Origin of the sequence: Streptomyces exfoliatus (assembly GCF_000725545.1) — a bacterium.
Lineage (GTDB): Bacteria > Actinomycetota > Actinomycetes > Streptomycetales > Streptomycetaceae > Streptomyces > Streptomyces exfoliatus.
The window spans coordinates 17,583-35,776 of record NZ_JNZP01000004.1; the positions used below are offsets into that span (position 1 = coordinate 17,583).

The window sequence follows — 18,194 nt, forward strand, 5'->3', positions numbered from 1 at the left end:
GGCATGATCGACTCGCCGATGACCCGTGCCGCATGATGTGCGGCATGGGTCAATCGGTGAAGAACAAGGGTTATTGGGTGCCCTCGGTCGCCCTCCGGGTGCGCATACCGGGGGCGGAGACGGCCGCGCTGCTCCTCGACGGGTCCGGACGGGTCCGCGGGGACGCGGATCTGGTCTTCGAGGGGCAGCCCTCGCACCCGTCGGGGGCGGTACGGCTGGGCCCCTCGGAGCTCGAACTCGATCTGAACGGGGTCGAGTCCGAGGTCGAGCGGATCGTCGTCGCCGGGTGGAGCCGACACGGCGGCTTCGGGGAGCCCCCGTCGCTCGACGCGGTCGCCCCGGACGGTTCGGCCGTCCTCTCGTACGCGCCGACGGAAGCGGCGGACCTGCCCGCCCTCGCCCTCGGTGCCTTCTACCGGGAGGCGGGCGGCTGGAAGTTCGACGGCCTCGGGGAGGGGTACGGCGCCGGGCTCGCGGGCCTCGTCACGGCGTACGGGGTCGAGGTCACCGAGGACGAGCGGGTGCCGGTCCTCGGGCCGGTCCGGCTGACCGGCGTGGTGAAGATGCGGGGACAGGTGCCGACACCCGGCGGGTACGTGCCGGGGCTCTTCCCGCCGCCGGAACGGCCGTACCGCCTGGTCGAGGGCTGGGGGTTCGGCGAGGTCTTCGAGCCGTTCACCGCCGAGGGCCACGGCCACCAGGTGATCACCGTCGACCCCTCGCCCTCGGGTCCCGTCCTCGTCGAGCTGGCGCACGAGGGAGAGGGGTACGTCTCCCTCTATCCGCTCGACGCGAAGAACAAGGACGAGGACTTCCTCTTCGCCTCCGCGCTGCCCGACTTCCAGGGCAGCAGGATCATGGACGCCCCGAGGGGCCGTCCGCTGCGCTTCCGGCTCACCGCCACGGGCCGGTGGGTACTGCGGGTGAAGCCGGTCGCGGCGGCCCGCCGCATCGAGGACGTCCTGCACGGCTACGGTCCCGAGGCGCTCCTGTACACCGGCGGGAACGCCGACCTGCGGATCGACTTCTTCGGCACGACCGAGATCGAGGGCGGCTACGCCAGCCTCTACACGTACGAGGTGAAGGGCTGCACGAGCGTGCCGAGCGACAACCGGCTGCTGTTCACCAGCAACGGAAGGATGCGACGGTCGGTTCCGCTCTCGGCGGGCCCGCTGATGCTGCGCTACTACGCGGCCGGCCCCTGGACCCTCAAGGTCGGGGAGGTCGACTAGTCGAGGTAGCCGCGCAGCTGGTCCGCGTACGCGTGGTCGCGGAGTTTGCCGAGTGTCTTGGACTCGATCTGTCGGATGCGTTCGCGGGTCACGCCGAAGATGTGGCCTATCTCCTCCAGGGTGCGGGGCCTGCCGTCGTCGAGGCCGTAGCGGAGCTGGACGACCTTCCGTTCGCGTTCGCCGAGGGTGGAGAGCACGTCCTCCAGGTGGCGGCGGAGCAGCAGGAACGCGGCGGACTCGACGGGTGAGGTGGCGTCGCCGTCCTCGATGAGGTCGCCGAGGGCGACGTCGTCCTCCTCTCCGACGGGGGCGTGCAGGGAGACGGGTTCCTGGGCGAGGCGGAGCACCTCGCCGACGCGTTCGGGGGCCAGGTCCAGCTGGGCGGCGACCTCTTCGGCGGTGGGTTCGTAGCCGCGTTCCTGGAGCATGCGGCGCTGGACGCGGATGACCCGGTTGATGAGTTCGACGACGTGCACGGGGACGCGGATGGTCCGGGCCTGGTCGGCGAGGGCCCGGGACATCGCCTGGCGGATCCACCAGGTGGCGTACGTGGAGAACTTGTAGCCGCGCGCGTAGTCGAACTTCTCGACGGCCCTGATGAGGCCGAGGTTGCCCTCCTGGACGAGGTCGAGCATGGTCAGGCCGCGGCCCACGTACCGTTTGGCGACGGAGACGACGAGGCGGAGGTTGGCCTCGATGAGCTTGCGCTTGGCGATCCGGCCGAGGACGACGAGCCGGTCCAGGTCGCCCGCGAGCCGGGAGTCCAGGTCGGGCGTGGTGGCGAGTTTCTCCTCGGCGAAGAGCCCCGCCTCGACCCGGCGGGCGAGGTCGACCTCCTCCTCGGCGGTGAGCAGCGGGATGCGGCCGATCTCGCGGAGGTACTGGCGGAAGAGGTCGGAGGAGGGCCCGTTGCCGCCGGGGTCGGGGCGGCGGCGCTGGACCGGGACCTCGGCGAGTTCGGCCTGCTCGTCCGGTGGGGTGGTCTGGGTCTCGGTCTGCACGGCGGGCGACCTCCAGGCGGGGCGGAACGGCTCCGTCACCCAGTGTGGGGTACGACACATCGCCGCCACGAGGGGCGTGCGGTGACTTTTTGAGACCGCCGGGTCACCGAACGTCAGAGCGCGGCGGCGCCGTTGTTCCGCAGGGACTGGCCGTACTGGGTGAGGACCCACAGTTCGTTCTGCACGGCGGCGAGCTGTTCGGGGTCGCCGTTGGGGCCGAGCCGGGCGAGGGTGCCCTGGACCTCGCGGATGCGGCGGTCGACGGCGCGGAGGCGGACGGTGACGAGCTGGTCGCCCGCGTAGGCCTCGTCGACGTTCTTGGCGAAGATCGTCTCGACGGCGAGTTCGGTGACCAGGGCGCGGACGGTGTCGTTGGGCGCGGCCTCGCGGACGGTGTCCAGGTAGTCGGAGGGGGCGCCGGTGGCGCCGCCCGCGTCCTGGACGCACTGGCGGACGGCCGCGTAGGGCGGGGCGGTGAACTCGTCGGCGCCGTACGCGTCGAAGGCCGGGGAGACCAGTTCGGGCCGCTGGAGGGCGAGCTTGAGGAGTTCGCGCTCGGTGCGGTGGGCGGGGCTGCGCAGGTTGAGCGCGGGCCCGGAGGGCCCGGTGGGGCCGCCGGGCGCCGCCCCGGTGTCGTAGCCGCGCTGGGGGGACTGCCGCTCGGGGCCCTTGCCGCCGCGGTCGCGGGCCCAGCGGGCGAGCTGCGCGACGCGCTTGACGACGAACTGGGTGTCGAGGATGCCGAGCATGCCGGCGAGCTGGACGGCGACCTCGTGCTGGGCGCCGATGTTCTTGATGCGGGCGACGACGGGCGCGGCCTCGTCGAGGGCGGCGGCGCGGCCGGCCGGGGTCTCCAGGTCGTACCGCTTCACGATCTGGCGGAGGGCGAACTCGAAGAGCGGGGTACGGGGCTGGACGAGGTCGGCGACGGCCTCGTCGCCCTTGGCGAGTCGCAGGTCGCAGGGGTCCATGCCGTCGGGGGCGATGGCGATGTACGTCTCGGCGGCGAACTTCTGGTCGTCCTCGAAGGCGCGCAGGGCGGCCTTCTGGCCCGCGGAGTCGCCGTCGAAGGTGAAGATGACGCGGGCCGAGCCGTTGTCCATGAGGAGCCGACGGAGGATCTTGATGTGGTCGCCGCCGAAGGCGGTGCCGCAGGTGGCGATGGCGGTGGTGACGCCGGCGAGGTGGCAGGCCATAACGTCGGTGTAGCCCTCGACGACGACGGCCCTGCTGACCTTGGCGATGTCCTTCTTGGCCAGGTCGATGCCGTAGAGCACCTGGGACTTCTTGTAGATCGGGGTCTCGGGGGTGTTGAGGTACTTGGGGCCGTTGTCGTCGTCGCGGAGCTTGCGCGCGCCGAAGCCGACGATCTCGCCGCCGACGTCCTTGATCGGCCACATGAGGCGGCCGCGGAAGCGGTCGATGGGGCCGCGGCGGCCGTCCTGGGAGAGCCCGGAGAGGATCAGTTCCTTGTCGGAGAAGCCCTTGCCGCGCAGATAGCGGGTGAGGTGGTCCCAGCCGGCCGGGGAGTAGCCGACGCCGAAGTGCGCGGCGGCGGACTGGTCGAAGCCGCGCTCGGCGAGGAACTTCCGGCCGATCTCGGCTTCGGGCGAGTCGAGTTGGTCGACGTAGAACTGGGCGGCGACCTTGTGCGCCTCGACCAGGCGGATGCGTTCGCCGCGCTGGTGGCCGGGGTTGTAGCCGCCTTCCTCGTACCGCAGGGTGATGCCCGCCTTGGCGGCGAGGCGCTCGACCGTCTCCGAGAAGGAGAGGTGGTCGATCTTCATCACGAAGGCGATGGTGTCGCCGCCTTCCTGGCAGCCGAAGCAGTGGAAGAGTCCCTTGCTGGGGCTGACCTGGAAGGAGGGCGACTTCTCGTCGTGGAAGGGGCAGAGGCCCTTGAGGTTGCCGCCGCCCGCGTTGCGGAGCTGGAGGTACTCGGACACGACGGCGTCGATCGGGACCGCGTCCCGGACCGTCTTCACGTCGTCATCGTTGATCCTGCCTGCCACGCATGAAGTCTACGTGGGCGCGGGGGTGATCAGATCAGGCCGTCCAGGGGCACGGAGGGGTCGGCGAGGGCGTCGGGGTCCACGGCCTTGCGGGACCTGATGAGCGTCTGGAGGGGGTCTGTGACGTCCCACACGTTCACGTTCATGGCCGCGAGGACCCGGCCCTCCTTGAGCCAGAAGGCGATGAACTCGCGCTTGCCGGTGTCGCCGCGGACGACGACCTGGTCGTACGAGCCGGGGGGCGCCCAGCCGGAGTACTCCATGCCGAGGTCGTACTGGTCGGTGAAGAAGTAGGGGACGCGGTCGTAGGAGACGTGCTGTCCGAGCATGCCGCGGGCGGCGGCCGGGCCGCCGTTGAGGGCGTTGGCCCAGTGCTCGACCCGGAGCCGGGTGTGCAGGAGCGGGTGGTGGGCGGCGGCCACGTCACCGGCGGCGTAGATGTCGGGGTCGGAGGTGCGCAGCGACTCGTCGACGGCGACGCCGCCGCCGTCGGCGCGGTCGACGAGGGCGAGCCCGGCGTTCTCGGCGAGGGCGGTGCGGGGGGCGGCGCCGATCGCGGCGAGCACGGCGTGCGCCGGGTGCTCCTCGCCGTCGTCGGTGCGGACGGCGAGGACCATGCCGTCCTGGCCGATGATCTCGGTGAGCCGGGCGCCGAAGTGGAAGCGGACGCCGTGGTCGGTGTGGAGGTCGGCGAAGAGCTGGCCGAGCTCGGGGCCGAGGACCCGGTGGAGCGGGGTGGGGTCGGATTCGACGACGGTGACCTCGGCGCCGTAGCCGCGGGCGGCCGCGGCGACTTCGAGGCCGATCCAGCCGGCGCCCGCGATCACCAGGTGGCCGTTGTCCCGGCCGAGGCCGGCGAGGACCTGACGGAGCCGGTCGGCGTGGGCGAGCCGGCGCAGGTGGTGGACGCCGGCGAGCTCGGTGCCGGGGACGTCGAGGCGGCGCGGCTCGGCGCCGGTGGCGAGGAGCAGCTTGTCGTAGCGGATGACGGTGCCGTCGCCGAGGCGGACGGTGCGGGCCTCACGGTCTATGGCGGTGACGGACTGCCCGAGGTGCAGTTCGATGTCGTTCGCCGCGTACCAGGGGGCCTCGTGGACGAAGACGCTGTCGCGTTCCTTGGAGCCCGTGAGGTAGCCCTTGGACAGGGGTGGGCGCTCGTAGGGGTGGTCGCGTTCGTCGCCGATGAGGATCACCCGGCCGTTGAACCCCTCGGCCCGCAGGGTCTCCGCCGCTTTGGCCCCTGCCAGGCCCCCGCCGACGATGACAAAGGTCTGATCTGCGTCGACCACGTCGTTTCCTCCTCTTTGCGACCGGTTCCAACCTACGCCCCCGGGCGTTCCCCGGGCCGTACCGCCTCGGGGCGTGCATGCGAGCGTCCCGCACGGACGGTGTGACGGGAAGAGGGCCGCTTACGAGGAACGGGGCGGGCGGAGGTAGGCGTGGAGGTGGCGGGCGGAGGCGTCGGTGAGGGAGGCGATCTGGTCGACGATGACGCGCTTGCGGGCCCGGTCGTCGCGCGCGGCGTCGAAATGGGACCGGAACTGCGGTTCGAGGCCGTCGGGGGCCCGCAGGACGAGGGCCTCGGCGAGTTCGGCGACGACGATCCGCTGGTCGGCGCGGAGGGCCTCCTGCTCGGCGCGCTGCATCACATACCGGTCGGCGACGGCCTTGAGAACGGCGCATTCGTTGCGGGTCTCGCGGGGGACGACGAGCTCGGCGCCGTAGCGGGTGAGGCGGCCGGAGCCCCAGGTCTGCCGGGTGGCGGCCTCGGCGGCGAGGCAGAAGCGGCCGATGAGCTGGCTGGTGGCGTCCTTGAGGCGGGCCTGGGCGACGGCCGAGCCGTCGTAGCCGTGCGGCCACCACTCCTGGTCGAGGAGCCGGTCGAGGGCCTCGGCCAGTTCCCTCGGGTCGGTGTCCTCGGGTACGTAGCGGCCGATGGCGACGGAGAAGATGTCGGCGCGCTCGGGCTCGGCGAGCAGCAGGTTGGGGTCGATGTGTCCGGCGTGCAGGCCGTCCTCGAAGTCGTGCACCGAGTAGGCCACGTCGTCGGACCAGTCCATGACCTGGGCCTCGAAGCACTTGCGGTGGGCGGGGGCGCCCTGCCGGATCCACGCGAAGACGGGCAGGTCGTCCTCGTACACGCCGAACTTGGGCGAGCCCGGGTCCTCGGGGTGGGCCCCGCGGGCCCAGGGGTACTTGGTGGCGGCGTCGAGGGCGGCCCTGGTGAGGTTGAGCCCGACGCTGACCTGCTCGCCGTCGGCGTCCTTCACGAAGCGCTTGGGCTCGATGCGGGTGAGGAGGCGGAGCGACTGGGCGTTCCCCTCGAAGCCGCCGCAGTCCTTGGCGACGTCGTTGAGCGCCTGCTCGCCGTTGTGCCCGAAGGGCGGGTGGCCCATGTCGTGGGAGAGGCAGGCGGCTTCGACGAGGTCGGGGTCGCAGCCGAGGGCGGCGCCGAGCTCGCGTCCGACCTGGGCGCACTCCAGGGAGTGGGTGAGCCGGGTACGGGGGCTGGCGTCCCAGGCGTTGCCGCGGGTGCCGGGGGTGACGACCTGGGTCTTGCCGGCGAGCCTGCGGAGCGCGGCGGAGTGCAGCACGCGGGCGCGGTCGCGCTGGAAGGCGGTGCGTCCGGGGCGTTTGTCGGGCTCCGCGGCCCAGCGGTCGGTCGCGGCGGAGTCGTAGCCGGGGGTGTCGGTGCTGCCGGGGGTGTCGGTGGTGCCGGGGGTGTCCTTGCTGTCTGCGATGCCTTCCATGCACCGACGGTAACCGGAGGGACCGACAGAAGCACTCAAACGGCGGCGAGTTCCCTCACCGGGAGGGTCGTGCGGACCCGCTCGTAGCGGTGCAGGACCAGGCGGGCGAGGGCCGGGTGGGCGCCGAGGGGGGCGGCGGCGATCCAGGGGGCGTCGGCGGCGGCGCGGGTGGCGAAGAGGCCGGGGGCGGTGAAGCAGGAGGCGACGGCGACCCGGTGCCGGCCGCGGGCGGCGAGGGTGCGGACGGCCTCGGCGACCGTGGGCGTGGCGGCGGAAACGTACGCGGGGACGACGGGGGCGCCACCGAGGCGCTCGCCGAGGAGTGCGGCGATACGGCGGATCTCGGCGCCCGACCGGGGGTCGCGGGAGCCCGCGGAGGCCAGGACCACCCCGGCGGCGCGCGAGGTGCCGTCCTCGGGGGTCCAGCCGGCCTGCGCGAGCCGGTCGGCGAGGGCCTCGACGAGGAGCGGGTGCGCGCCGAGGGGTTCGGCGACGCGGGCCCGGAGGGCGGGTACGGCGGCGACGGCCGCGGGCAGGTCGTGGGTGACGTGGTACCCGGGGGCGAAGAGGAGGGGGACGAGGACGGCGTCCCTGCCCTCGGCGGCCAGCTCCGCGAGGGTGGTGTCGAGGAGCGGGGCGTTCAGCTCGATGTGGGCGAGCCGCACGTCGAGGCCGGGCCGCAGCTCACGGACCCGGTCGAGGAGCCGGTTCAGGGTGGCTCGGGCGCGGGGGTCGCGGCTGCCGTGGCCGACGGCGACGAGGGTGGGGGCGGTCGCCGCGCGGGCGACGGCGGGCGTGACGAGGGTGGGGACGTTCATGGGCGGGTGTGCCTCCTCGTCGTGCTTCCGTGGCCGACGGGCGTACGGATGCACGTGGCCGAGCTGGATCCCGAGCTGCTCGGTGATTCTTCCGAGCAGCTCGGCGGCGCTGTCGAACGTGCTGTCCGGCTCCGTCATGGACCGATCCTGACGGCGGCACGTTGCCTGCCCGTTTCGGGTGGGTGACGGGTCTTTGCCGTGACCTCACACCGCCCGGTCCCGACCCGCCGGGGCGGTGCCCCGCCCCCGTTGCGGACAGTCGTTCCGCCCGGCCGGACGACTGCCCACACGGGGGTGATCGGGCCCAGGCCCCCGGGCGAGCCGGTCGCCGATGCCGTGGCCGCGCCACGGCGGGTCGACGTGGAGCTGGTCCAGCTCGTCGCCGTCGAGGACGAGGAGGCCGACGACCGCGCCCTCCAGGGTGGCCACCCAGGTCTCCTGGCCGGGGACGACGACGTGCCGGAAGCACGCCCTGACCTCTTCGCCCGTGTGCGCCCCTGCGCACGTCCGGGAGCGCCGCCGTGGAGGAGCGCAGCCATACGTCGGCCGCTTCGGCGGCGTCGGAGTCGACGGCCCGGCGGATGTCGAGGTCGGCGGGGTCGTCGGTCTTCATGGCGCGGATCGTTCGGGGACTTCGCACCTCCCCTGCCCCCTTTTTTCCTTCCGAATCACGGAATATCTTTTCCACTATGAGAATGTCCCCGCCCGCACTCCCCCGGCGCGTCGCCGCCGAGTTCATCGGCACCACCGCCCTCGTCGCCGTCGTCGTCGGCTCCGGCATCCGCGCCGACTCCCTCAGCCAGGACATCGGCGTCCGGCTGATCGCCAACGCCGCCGCCTCCGCGCTCGGCCTCGGGCTGCTCATCGCCCTCATCGGGCCGCTCTCCGGAGCCCACTTCAACCCCGTCGTGACCCTCTCGGAGTGGTGGTCCCGGCGCCCCGAGCGCGGCGGGCGCGAGGCCCTCGCCTACATCGCCGCCCAGCTCGCCGGTGCCGTCGCCGGGGCCCTGCTCGCCGAGGCGATGTTCGGCCGGGCGCCCGGCGCCTGGGCGACCGAGCCGCGCTCGGCGCCGCACCTGCTGCTCGGCGAGGCCGTCGCCACCGCCGGGCTCGTTCTCGTCGTGCAGGGGCTGCGCCACATCGGCCGGCCCGGACTCGCCCCCGTCGCCGTCGCCGGGTACATCGGCGCCGCGATCTGGTTCACCTCGTCCGGTTCCTTCGCCAACCCGGCCGCCACCCTCGGCCGCTCCTTCTCCGACTCCTTCACCGGGATCGCGCCCGCCTCCGTGCCCGCCTTCGCCGCCGCCCAGCTGCTCGGGATGCTGCTCGGGATGGTCCTGGCCGGTGTGTTGTACGGAACACACCGGACCGCCGGCGAACCGAATGGCGCCGAAGCGCGTCGGACGGGGTGACACACCGACACCGATCCACGCTCCACGGAGGTTCCCGCATGCCGGCACGGCTCACCCGGTTGATCCCGCGCACCACCCGGGCCCGCCGCCGTGCCGTCCAGGCCCTCATGGCGGGCGCCGTCCTCGCCCTCCTCCCGTCCACCTGGATGCACACCGCCGCCGCGGGGAAGCTCCGTACCACCGCCGACGTGCCCGCCCGGGACGTCGCCGTCGTGTTCGGCGCCGGGCTGTGGAACGGGCGCCCCACCCCGTACCTCGCGCACCGGCTCGACACCGCCGCCGAGCTGTACCGGACGGGCAAGGTCCGGGTCCTCCTCGTCACCGGCGACAACAGCAGGACCGCGTACGACGAACCCAGCGCCATGCGCGCGTACCTCACCGCGCGCGGGGTGCCGGACGGGCGGATCGTCAGTGACTACGCGGGCTTCGACACCTGGGACTCCTGCGTCCGGGCCCGGAAGGTCTTCGGGGTCGACCGGGCCGTGCTCGTCACCCAGGACTTCCACATCAAGCGGGCCGTCGCGCTGTGCGGGCGCGCGGGCGTCGACGCATACGGCGTCGGGGTCCCCGAACCCCACGACGCCACCTGGTACTACGGCACCACCCGGGAGCTGTTCGCCGCCGGGAAGGCCTCCCTGGACGCCGCCCTGCGGCCCGACCCGCAGTTCCTCGGGCCGGCGGAGAAGGGCGTCACCGAGGCGTTGGCCTCGCCTCCCGGCCGGCCGTGACCCGCAGCCGGACTCACCCGCGGGCGGCCCTGACCCGCAGCCGGACTCGCCTCCCGCCCGGCCGTGACCCGCAGCGCCTCACCCCGCCACCGAGCGGAAGCTGAGCGGAGAGCCCCCCGCCCGTAATACGCGGCGCCGCCCCGCGTAACACGGCTGACGCACGCTTGCGGCATGTCCGAGGTCACCGCCGTACCCACCCACTGCCCCTACTGCGCCCTGCAGTGCGGCATGTCGCTCCGCCCCACCGGCGACCCGGAGCTGCCCGCCGAGGTGGTCGACCGGACCGACTTCCCCGTCAACCGGGGCGCGCTCTGCGGCAAGGGCCGCACCGCCCCCTCCGTACTCTCCTCCCGGGTCAGGCTCACCGAGCCCCTGGTCCGATGCCCTGACACGGGGGTCCTGGCACCCGCGACCTGGGAGGAGGCACTCGCCGCCGTCGCCGACGGGCTGCGCCGGACCCGCGCCGACCACGGACCCGATGCCGTGGGGGTCTTCGGCGGCGGCGGCCTCACCAACGAGAAGGCGTACACCCTCGGGAAGTTCGCCCGGCTCGTCCTCGGCACCTCGCAGATCGACTACAACGGCCGCTTCTGCATGTCGTCGGCCGCCGCCGCGCACGGCAGGGCCTTCGGCCTCGACCGGGGACTCCCCTTCCCCCTGGAGGACATCCCGAAGACGGGGTGCGTCATCCTCGTCGGCTCCAACCTCGCCGAGACCATGCCGCCCGCCCTCCGCTACCTCACCGAGCTCAAGGAGAACGGCGGGAAGCTGATCGTCATCGACCCGCGCCGCACCCGCACCGCGGAACAGGCCGATCTGCACCTCGCGCCGCGCCCCGGCACCGACCTCGCGCTCGCCCTCGGCATGCTGCACCTCGTGGTGAGCGAGGGGCGCGTCGACGAGGAGTTCGTCGCGGCTCGCACCTCCGGCTGGGAGGCCGCGCGGGCCGGAGCCATGTCCCACTGGCCGGAGCAGGTCGAGCGGATCACCGGCGTGCCGGTGCCGCAGATCAGGGAGGCCGTCGCGCTGTTCTCGGACGCGCCCACGGGCATGGTCCTGACCGCGCGCGGCCCCGAGCAGCAGTCCAAGGGGACGGACACCGTCGGCGCCTGGATCAACCTGTGCCTGGCGACCGGAAAGGCGGGCCGACCGCTCAGCGGCTACGGCTGCCTCACCGGCCAGGGCAACGGCCAGGGCGGCCGCGAGCACGGTCAGAAGGCCGACCAGCTGCCCGGCTACCGCAAGCTCGACGACCCGGCCGCCCGCGCGCACGTCGCCGGCGTGTGGGGCGTGGAGCCCGAATCGCTGCCGGGACCCGGGCGGAGCGCGTACGAGCTCCTCGACGCGCTCGGCGGCGACGTGAAGACCCTGCTCCTCATGGGCTCCAACCCGGTGGTCTCCGCGCCGCGCGCCGCGCACGTCGAGGAGCGGCTGCGGTCGCTCGACTTCCTCGCCGTCGCGGACGTCGTGCTCTCCGAGACCGCCGCGCTCGCCGACGTCGTGCTGCCCGTCACCCAGTGGGCGGAGGAGACCGGCACCATGACCAACCTGGAGGGCCGGGTCCTGCTCCGCCGGCGCGCCCTCACCCCGCCCGCCGGGGTCCGCAGCGACCTGGAGGTGCTGCACGCGCTCGCCGGGCTCCTCGGCTGGGAGAAGGGCTTCCCCGCCGACCCCGAGGAGGTCTTCGAGGAGCTGCGCCGCGCCTCCGCGGGCGGGCCAGCCGACTACGCGGGCATCAGCTACCGCCGGATCGAGGAGGAGCAGGGCGTGTTCTGGCCCTGCCCGACCCCCGAACACGAGGGGACGCCCCGGCTGTTCCTGGACCGGTTCGCGACGCCCGACGGGCGGGCCCGGTTCGTGCCGGTGGTGCACCGGGCGGCGGCCGAGGAGACGGACGCCGAGTACCCGGTCGTCCTCACCACCGGCCGGGTCGTGTCCCAGTACCAGTCGGGGGCGCAGACCCGGCGGGTCGACGAGCTGAACGCGGCGGCGCCCGGCCCCTTCGTGGAGCTCCACCCGCGGGTCGCCGAGCGGCTCGGGGTGGCCGAGGGCGAGCGGATCGCGGTGGTCTCGCGGCGCGGCCGGGCCGTCGCACCGGCCCGGATCACCACGGCGATCAGGCCGGACACCGTCTTCATGCCGTTCCACTGGGCGGGTGAGGGCCGGGCCAACACCCTGGTGAACCCGGCGCTCGACCCGGTCTCCCGGATGCCCGAGTTCAAGGTGTGCGCGGTCCGTCTGGAGCCGGTCGCCTCCGGGGACGCTACGGCCGGCTGAACCAGTCGCCGCTCTCGATGACCGGGCCGAGGGGCGCGTCCGGCGCCGCCAGGAACACCCAGGCGGACACCCGCGCCCCGTCCCGTACCCGTACGACGTCCATCGCCACCCGCTCGTACCCGACGGGCAGCTCGAGGCGGTCGAGCAGGCCGAACAGCTCGCCGTACGAGCCGGGCGAGGGCGTGAGCAGGGAGCCGACCACCCGGCCCCCGTCCGCCGGGACGGCGTACGGATAGCCGGGCCCGTCGTGCAGGACCGCCCCGTGCAGCACGGCGTCCGCCTCGGTGCCGATCCGGCCGCGGAGGAACCGGTCGTGGTTGTACGCGCCCGGGCGCAGCGTCCCGTACATGAAGAACGGTCGTTCGCCGAGGGCTACGCCCGCCGGGGTCTCGGGGACCACGGCCGCCGCGGTCTCCTCCTCGACCCAGCGGGCGTAGCCCTCGGCGACCCTGTTCACCCGGGTGGCGAGGATCTCGGGCGTCTCGTAGTCGTGGGCGGCGAGGAGGTGCGCCTCCAGGGCCGGGTAGCGGGCCTCGGTGGTCTTGAGGACCACCTGCCACTCCTCGGCGGTCTCGATCGCGCCCCGCCAGTGGTAGACGGAGGTGACGGGCCCGACGATCTGCGCGCAGGCGGCGAGCCGGGTCTCGACGGCGCCGCGCGCCAGGGCGTCGGCCTTGGCGCGCGCGTCGGTGGTGGTGGTGACGGTGACGATCACGTCTCCACGGTAAGGGCGAACTGGGCCGCGTGCAGGCGGGCGTACGGGCCGCCGGCGGCGAGCAGCTCCTCGTGGGTGCCCTGTTCGGCGATGGCGCCGCGGTCCATGACCAGGATGGTGTCCGCGTCGCGGATCGTGGAGAGCCGGTGGGCGACGACGAAGCTGGTGCGGCCTGCGCGCAGGGAGGACATCGCCTGCTGGACGAGGCGTTCCGTGCGGGTGTCGACGGAGCTGGTGGCCTCGTCGAGGACGAGGATCACCGGCTCGGAGAGGAACGCGCGGGCCAGCGTGATCAGCTGCTTCTCCCCCGCGCTGAGGCCTCCGCCGTCCTCGTCGAGGACGGTGTCGTACCCGGCGGGCAGGGTCCGTACGAACCGGTCGGCGTGCGCGGCCCGCGCCGCTTCGACGATCCGCTCCCTGGAGACCTCGCCGGGCACCCCGTAGGCGATGTTGTCGGCGATGGTGCCGCCGAACAGCCAGGTGTCCTGGAGGACCATGCCGATGCCGGAGCGCAGTTCCTCCCGGGTCATCGCGGCCGTGTCGACGCCGTCGAGGGTGATCCGGCCGCCGGTGACCTCGTGGAACCGGAGCAGCAGGTTGACCAGGGTCGTCTTGCCCGCGCCCGTGGGGCCGACGATCGCGACGGTCCTGCCGGGTTCGACGGTGAGCGACAGGTCCTCGATGAGCGGCTTGCCGTCCTCGTAGCGGAAGGCGACCTTCTCGAAGGAGACCCGGCCGCGGAGTGCGGCGGGCTTCTCGGGTGCCTCGGGGTCCGGGGACTCCTCCTCGGCGTCGAGGAGGTCGAAGACGCGCTCGGCCGAGGCCACTCCCGACTGGAGGAGGTTGGCCATGGCGGCGACCTGGGTGATGGGGCCGTTGAAGTCGTACGAGTACTGGATGAAGGCCTGGACGTCGCCGACGGAGAGGGTGCCGCTCGCGACCCGCAGTCCGCCGACCACGGCGATGACGACGTAGTTCAGGTTGCCGACGAGGGTCAGGGCGGGCTGGATGAATCCGGACACGAACTGGGCCCGGAAGCTCGCCCGGTACAGCTCCTCGCCGAGTTCGTCGAAGCGGCGCACGGCCTCGGCGCGCCGCCCGAAGGCGACGACCTCGGTGTGGCCGGTGATCATCTCCTCGACGTGGCTGCCGAGTCGGCCGGTGACGGCCCACTGCTTCACGAACTGCGGCTGGGCGCGGCGGCCGACGTGGGCGGCGACGGCGACCGAGACGGGCACGGTGGCGAGGGCGACGAGCGCGAGGACCGGGGAGATCCAGAACATCATCGCGAGGACGCCGACCAGGGTGAGGAGGGCCCTGATCATCTGACTGAAGGCCTGCTGGAGGGTCTGGACGATGTTGTCGATGTCGTTGGTGGTGCGGGAGAGGACCTCGCCGCGCGACTGCCGGTCGAGATAGGTGAGGGGCAGCTTCGCCAGCTTGTGCTGGGCCCGCTCCCGGAGCCGGTGCCCGGCGCGCTGGACGACGGTGGTGGCGATCCGCAGCTGCGCCCAGGTGAACAGGGACGAGCCCGCGACGACGAGGACGGAGAGGGCGAGGACCCGGCCGACGGCCGCGAAGTCGACGCCGGCCGGCCCGGTGGCGCCGGTGATGACGAGGTCGGTGGCGCGGCCGAGGAGCAGCGGGCCGAGGACGGTGAGGGCGACGGCGGTGGCGCCGGCGGCGAGGACGGCGAGGAGCCGGGGCCGGTCGGGGGTGAGGGTGCGCAGGAGGCGGAGGCCGGAGGCGCGGAAGGAGAGGGAGCGTTCGAGGGCGGGGGCGGCGGGGAGGCCGGGGCCGCGCTGCGGAGGGGGGCCGGTGCGGGCGGGGGCGGTGGCCGGCTTCTCCGTCGTGCGCGTGTTTCCGGTGCCGTCCGCGCGGCTCTCCGTGGCGGTGCTCATGCGGCTTCCTCCTCGGTGAGCTGGGAGAGGACGATCTCCCGGTACGTGGGGTTGTCCGCCATCAGGGACGTGTGGGTGCCGGTGCCGACGTTCCGGCCGCGGTCGAGGACGACGATCCGGTCGGCGCCGCGGATGGTGGAGACCCGCTGGGCGACGATCACGACGGTCGCGTCGGCCGTCTCCTCCCGGAGGGCGGCGCGGAGCCGGGCGTCCGTGCGGGGGTCGAGTGCGGAGAACGAGTCGTCGAAGAGGTAGAGGCGGGGGCGGGCGACGAGGACCCGGGCGATGGCGAGGCGCTGCCGCTGGCCGCCGGAGAAGTTGGTGCCGCCCTGGGAGACGGGCGCGTCGAGGCCGTCGTCGAGTTCGCGTACGAAGCCGGCGGCCTGGGCGACCTCCAGGGCGTGCCAGAGTTCCTCGTCGGTGGCGTCGGGTCTGCCGTACCGGAGGTTGGTGGCGACGGTCCCGGAGAACAGGTACGGCTTCTGGGGGACGAGTCCGACGGTCCTGGCCATCAGTTCGGGGTCGAGCCGGCGGACGTCGACGCCGTCGACGAGGACCTCTCCGCCGGTGGCGTCGAAGAGCCGGGGCACGAGCCCGAGGAGCGTGGACTTCCCGCTGCCGGTGGAGCCGATGATCGCGGTGGTCTCGCCGGGTCGTGCGACGAGCCCGACGTCCTTGAGGACCGGCTCCTCGGCGCCCGGGTAGCGGAAGCCTGCGCTCCTGACCTCCAGGCGCCCCTGCGGGTCGAGGGTCTTCACCGGATCCTTCGGCGGCACCACGCTGGACTCGGTCGCCAGGACCTCGCGGACGCGCTCGGCGCCCGCCTCGGCCCGGGGCATGTGCATGAGCATGAAGAGGACCATCATCACGGACATGGAGATCTGGAGCTGGTAGCCGAGGAAGGCGACGAGCCCGCCCGGCTGGAGGTCGCCGGTGTCGATGCGGCCGGCGCCGACGTACACGAGGGCGACCGTGGTCAGCTGCCAGACGACGAGCACGGTCGGGAACATGAGGGCCTGGAGCCGGCCTGCCCGGAGGCCGACGGAGAGCAGGTCGTCGTTGGCGGCGGCGAACCGTTCCCGCTCGTGCCGGTCGCGGACGAAGGCGCGGACCACCCGGACGCCGGTGATCTGCTCGCGCAGCACCCGGTTGGCGCGGTCGACGCGCTCCTGCATGCCGCGGAAGAGGGGGCGCATGCGCAGCACGACGGCGCCGACGGCGCCCGCCATCACGGGCATGAAGAACAGCAGGACCAGGGCGAGGGGCACGTCCTGGCGCAGGGCCATGACGATGCCGCCGAAGCAGAGGAGCGGCGCGGCGACCAGCATGGTCAGGACGAGGACGGCGAACGTCTGGATCTGCTGGACGTCGTTGGTGGTGCGGGTGATGAGGGAGGCGGCGCCGAAGCGGCCCCGCTCCCGCGCCGAGAAGTCCTGGACCCGGCGGAAGACCTCGGAGCGCAGGTCGCGGGCGACGCCCATGGCGATCCTGGCGCCGGTGTAGGTGGCGGCGGCCGCGGCCGCCGCCTGGAGGAGGGTGACGGCGATCATCGTGGCGCCGCCGCCGAGGACACGGTCGGTGTCCCCGCGCAGGACGCCCTGGTCGATGACGCCGGCGTTGAGGGTGGGCAGGGCGAGGGAGGACAGGGTCTGGACCAGCTGGAGGGCGACGAGGAGGGCGAGGAGGGGCCGGTAGGGCCTGAGGCGGGGGACGAGGAGCCGCAGCAGCATGGTGACGGTCCCTCACGCGCCGTACGGGCGGACGGCCTTGGCGTCCTTGAGGGCGCGGCCCCACCAGCCGAGCTGGTCGAGGAGGACCTTGGCCGCGGCCTCGGCGCCGGCCGGGTCCTTGTGGCGTCCCTCCTCGTCGAAGAGTCCCCAGGCGGAGTGGAAGGAGACGGAGTCGCGGACGGTGACGGCGTGCACCTCGGCGAAGACCTGGCGGAGCTGCTCGACGGCCCGCAGGCCGCCGGAGATGCCGCCGTAGGAGACGAAGCCGACGGGCTTGGCCTGCCACTCGGTGTAGTGCCGGTCGATGAGGTTCTTGAGGGCGGCGGGGAAGGAGTGGTTGTACTCGGGGGTGACGACGACGAAGGCGTCGGCTGCCTCAAGGACGGGGGTGACCTTGGCGAGTTCGGCGCGGACGGCCGGGGACGGGTTGTGGGAGAGGGAGGTGGGGAGGTCGATCTCGGCGAGGTCGACGACGGTGACGGTGAAGTCCTCGCGCTCGGCGAGGCGGGAGCGGAACCAGTCGGTGATGACGGGGGCGAAGCGGCCTTCGCGGTCGCTGGCGACGACGAGGGCGAGGGAGAGGGGGGCGGGGGCGTGGGAGCCGGTGGAGAGGGAGGCGGTGGAGGGGGCGGTGGAAGCGGTGGCCGTTGCGGCGCTCGTGATGTCCATGCCCTTGATCGTGGTACCTCAAGTTTGGTTGAGGTCAAGCGGTGATCGCCGATCGTCTTCAAGTCTCTTTTTCCGGCCGTACGGTGAGGGCATGACGACCCCGCCCGAACACATCGAGATCGACGGCGTCCCGGCGGCCGACCCCGGCCTGCTCGCCGCGCTCATGAGCGGCTTCGGCCACTTCACCGCCATGCAGGTGCGGGACGGCCGCGTGAAGGGCCTCGGCCTGCACCTCGCCCGCCTCGACCGCTCCACCCGCGAGCTCTTCGGCCGGGACCTCGAAGGGAAGCGGGTCCGCGCGCTGATCGCCGGAGCCCTGGAGGCGGCCGGGCGGCGGGACGCCTCGGCGCGGGTGTACGTGTACCCGGGCGTCCGCGTCGCGGTGACCGTCGCCGCGCCGGCCCCGGACGGCCCCGGCGCCCCGCAGCGGCTGACGACCGTCGAGTACTGGCGCCCCGCGCCGCACATCAAGCACCTGGGCGGCTTCGGCCAGAGCTACCACCGCGAGGCGGCCGTACGCGCCGGCTACGACGAGGCCGCGCTGACCTCCCCGTCCGGCGAGATCGCGGAGGGCGCGATCACCAACATCGCCTTCTGGGACGGCACTTCCCTGGTCTGGCCGTCGGCGCCCTGCCTGGAGGGGATCACCATGAGCCTCCTGGAGACCCGCCTCGGCTCGGTCCGGCGTCCGGTCACCCGGGCCGGCCTGTCGGGCTACCGGGCCGCCCTGGTGACCAATTCCCGCTCGATCGCACCCGTGACGTCGATCGACGAGGTCACGTACGGGGTGGACGAGGAGCTGATGGGGCGGGTCCTCGCGGCGTACGACGCGGTGGAGTGGGACGCGCTGTGAGCGGGGCGCGAGGGGTGGCCGGTCACCCGTTCGGCACGGAGCGTCAGCTGACGCACCGAAACCCCTCCTGACCTGCGTAAACGTCCGGGATCCAGG

At 73.3% G+C, this 18,194-nt stretch carries 15 protein-coding genes; 5 read left to right on the forward strand and 10 right to left on the reverse strand.

Features of this window, described 5'->3' with window-relative positions; genetic code table 11:
- Positions 1 to 44 precede the first annotated feature (44 nt).
- Positions 45 to 1,232: a TerD family protein gene (locus IO20_RS0106380; protein ID WP_245684884.1), complete on the forward strand. Its 1,188-nt coding sequence runs from the start codon at positions 45 to 47 to the stop codon at positions 1,230 to 1,232.
- Here the strand turns inward: IO20_RS0106380 and IO20_RS0106385 are convergent.
- From IO20_RS0106385 to IO20_RS42130, 6 genes are all read right to left on the reverse strand, one after another.
- Positions 1,229 to 2,293, reverse strand: coding sequence for an RNA polymerase sigma factor (locus IO20_RS0106385; RefSeq protein WP_245684885.1), 1,065 nt, complete (start codon positions 2,291 to 2,293; stop codon positions 1,229 to 1,231). The two genes, IO20_RS0106380 and IO20_RS0106385, sit on opposite strands and share 4 nt — an antisense overlap.
- A 53-nt stretch (positions 2,294 to 2,346) precedes the next feature.
- Positions 2,347 to 4,245: a DNA primase gene (dnaG, locus tag IO20_RS0106390; RefSeq protein ID WP_030550291.1), complete on the reverse strand. Its 1,899-nt coding sequence runs from the start codon at positions 4,243 to 4,245 to the stop codon at positions 2,347 to 2,349.
- A 29-nt stretch (positions 4,246 to 4,274) separates the two neighbouring features.
- Positions 4,275 to 5,534, reverse strand: coding sequence for an NAD(P)/FAD-dependent oxidoreductase (locus IO20_RS0106395; RefSeq protein ID WP_030550293.1), 1,260 nt, complete (start codon positions 5,532 to 5,534; stop codon positions 4,275 to 4,277).
- A 120-nt stretch (positions 5,535 to 5,654) separates the two neighbouring features.
- On the reverse strand, positions 5,655 to 6,995 hold the full coding sequence (locus IO20_RS0106400) for a deoxyguanosinetriphosphate triphosphohydrolase (protein ID WP_030550295.1): 1,341 nt from the start codon (positions 6,993 to 6,995) through the stop codon (positions 5,655 to 5,657).
- A gap of 35 nt (positions 6,996 to 7,030) precedes the next feature.
- Positions 7,031 to 7,951: a sirohydrochlorin chelatase gene (locus IO20_RS36285; RefSeq protein WP_078946006.1), complete on the reverse strand. Its 921-nt coding sequence runs from the start codon at positions 7,949 to 7,951 to the stop codon at positions 7,031 to 7,033.
- A 66-nt stretch (positions 7,952 to 8,017) separates the two neighbouring features.
- On the reverse strand, positions 8,018 to 8,242 hold the full coding sequence (locus IO20_RS42130) for a GNAT family N-acetyltransferase (RefSeq protein WP_051874481.1): 225 nt from the start codon (positions 8,240 to 8,242) through the stop codon (positions 8,018 to 8,020).
- A 260-nt stretch (positions 8,243 to 8,502) separates the two neighbouring features.
- Between IO20_RS42130 and IO20_RS0106415 the strand changes: the two genes are divergently transcribed.
- The 3 genes from IO20_RS0106415 (at position 8,503) to IO20_RS0106425 (ending at position 12,230) form a co-directional block, all read left to right on the forward strand.
- On the forward strand, positions 8,503 to 9,225 hold the full coding sequence (locus IO20_RS0106415) for an aquaporin (protein WP_030550299.1): 723 nt from the start codon (positions 8,503 to 8,505) through the stop codon (positions 9,223 to 9,225).
- 38 nt (positions 9,226 to 9,263) lie between these two features.
- Positions 9,264 to 9,953, forward strand: a complete 690-nt coding sequence (locus IO20_RS0106420) for a SanA/YdcF family protein (protein WP_051874482.1) — start codon at positions 9,264 to 9,266, stop codon at positions 9,951 to 9,953.
- A 171-nt stretch (positions 9,954 to 10,124) separates the two neighbouring features.
- Positions 10,125 to 12,230: a molybdopterin oxidoreductase family protein gene (locus tag IO20_RS0106425; RefSeq protein ID WP_030550304.1), complete on the forward strand. Its 2,106-nt coding sequence runs from the start codon at positions 10,125 to 10,127 to the stop codon at positions 12,228 to 12,230.
- Here the strand turns inward: IO20_RS0106425 and cutA are convergent.
- The 4 genes from cutA to IO20_RS0106445 are packed head-to-tail and all read right to left on the reverse strand — an operon-like array spanning position 12,217 to position 17,245.
- Positions 12,217 to 12,945, reverse strand: coding sequence for a divalent cation tolerance protein CutA (gene cutA, locus IO20_RS42135; RefSeq protein WP_030550306.1), 729 nt, complete (start codon positions 12,943 to 12,945; stop codon positions 12,217 to 12,219). The genes IO20_RS0106425 and cutA overlap by 14 nt on opposite strands.
- The gene (locus IO20_RS0106435) at positions 12,942 to 14,846 is read right to left on the reverse strand and encodes an ABC transporter ATP-binding protein (protein ID WP_030550308.1); all 1,905 of its coding nucleotides are present in this window, start codon (positions 14,844 to 14,846) and stop codon (positions 12,942 to 12,944) included. Before IO20_RS0106435 ends, cutA begins: the two co-directional genes overlap by 4 nt.
- Positions 14,843 to 16,576, reverse strand: coding sequence for an ABC transporter ATP-binding protein (locus IO20_RS0106440; RefSeq protein ID WP_030550310.1), 1,734 nt, complete (start codon positions 16,574 to 16,576; stop codon positions 14,843 to 14,845). The genes IO20_RS0106435 and IO20_RS0106440 overlap by 4 nt, the downstream gene beginning before the upstream one ends.
- A 12-nt stretch (positions 16,577 to 16,588) precedes the next feature.
- Positions 16,589 to 17,245: an NADPH-dependent FMN reductase gene (locus tag IO20_RS0106445; RefSeq protein ID WP_030550312.1), complete on the reverse strand. Its 657-nt coding sequence runs from the start codon at positions 17,243 to 17,245 to the stop codon at positions 16,589 to 16,591.
- Positions 17,246 to 17,336: 91 nt separating this feature from the next.
- Between IO20_RS0106445 and IO20_RS0106450 the strand changes: the two genes are divergently transcribed.
- Positions 17,337 to 18,098 (forward strand): aminotransferase class IV, encoded by a 762-nt coding sequence (locus tag IO20_RS0106450; protein ID WP_030550313.1) that lies wholly within the window; start codon positions 17,337 to 17,339, stop codon positions 18,096 to 18,098.
- Positions 18,099 to 18,194 lie beyond the last annotated feature (96 nt).

Excerpts from the sequence above, each read along its gene's own strand:
- IO20_RS0106415 (WP_030550299.1), top strand. The coding sequence starts at position 8,503 with ATGAGAATGTCCCCGCCCGCACTCCCCCGGCGCGTCGCCGCCGAGTTC.
- IO20_RS0106400 (WP_030550295.1), bottom strand. The coding sequence starts at position 6,995 with ATGGAAGGCATCGCAGACAGCAAGGACACCCCCGGCACCACCGACACC.
- IO20_RS0106440 (WP_030550310.1), bottom strand. The coding sequence starts at position 16,576 with ATGCTGCTGCGGCTCCTCGTCCCCCGCCTCAGGCCCTACCGGCCCCTC.
- IO20_RS0106420 (WP_051874482.1), top strand. The coding sequence starts at position 9,264 with ATGCCGGCACGGCTCACCCGGTTGATCCCGCGCACCACCCGGGCCCGC.
- IO20_RS0106380 (WP_245684884.1), top strand. The coding sequence starts at position 45 with ATGGGTCAATCGGTGAAGAACAAGGGTTATTGGGTGCCCTCGGTCGCC.
- IO20_RS36285 (WP_078946006.1), bottom strand. The coding sequence starts at position 7,951 with ATGACGGAGCCGGACAGCACGTTCGACAGCGCCGCCGAGCTGCTCGGA.
- IO20_RS0106425 (WP_030550304.1), top strand. The coding sequence starts at position 10,125 with ATGTCCGAGGTCACCGCCGTACCCACCCACTGCCCCTACTGCGCCCTG.
- IO20_RS0106435 (WP_030550308.1), bottom strand. The coding sequence starts at position 14,846 with ATGAGCACCGCCACGGAGAGCCGCGCGGACGGCACCGGAAACACGCGC.
- IO20_RS0106445 (WP_030550312.1), bottom strand. The coding sequence starts at position 17,245 with ATGGACATCACGAGCGCCGCAACGGCCACCGCTTCCACCGCCCCCTCC.
- IO20_RS0106385 (WP_245684885.1), bottom strand. The coding sequence starts at position 2,293 with ATGTGTCGTACCCCACACTGGGTGACGGAGCCGTTCCGCCCCGCCTGG.
- IO20_RS0106450 (WP_030550313.1), top strand. The coding sequence starts at position 17,337 with ATGACGACCCCGCCCGAACACATCGAGATCGACGGCGTCCCGGCGGCC.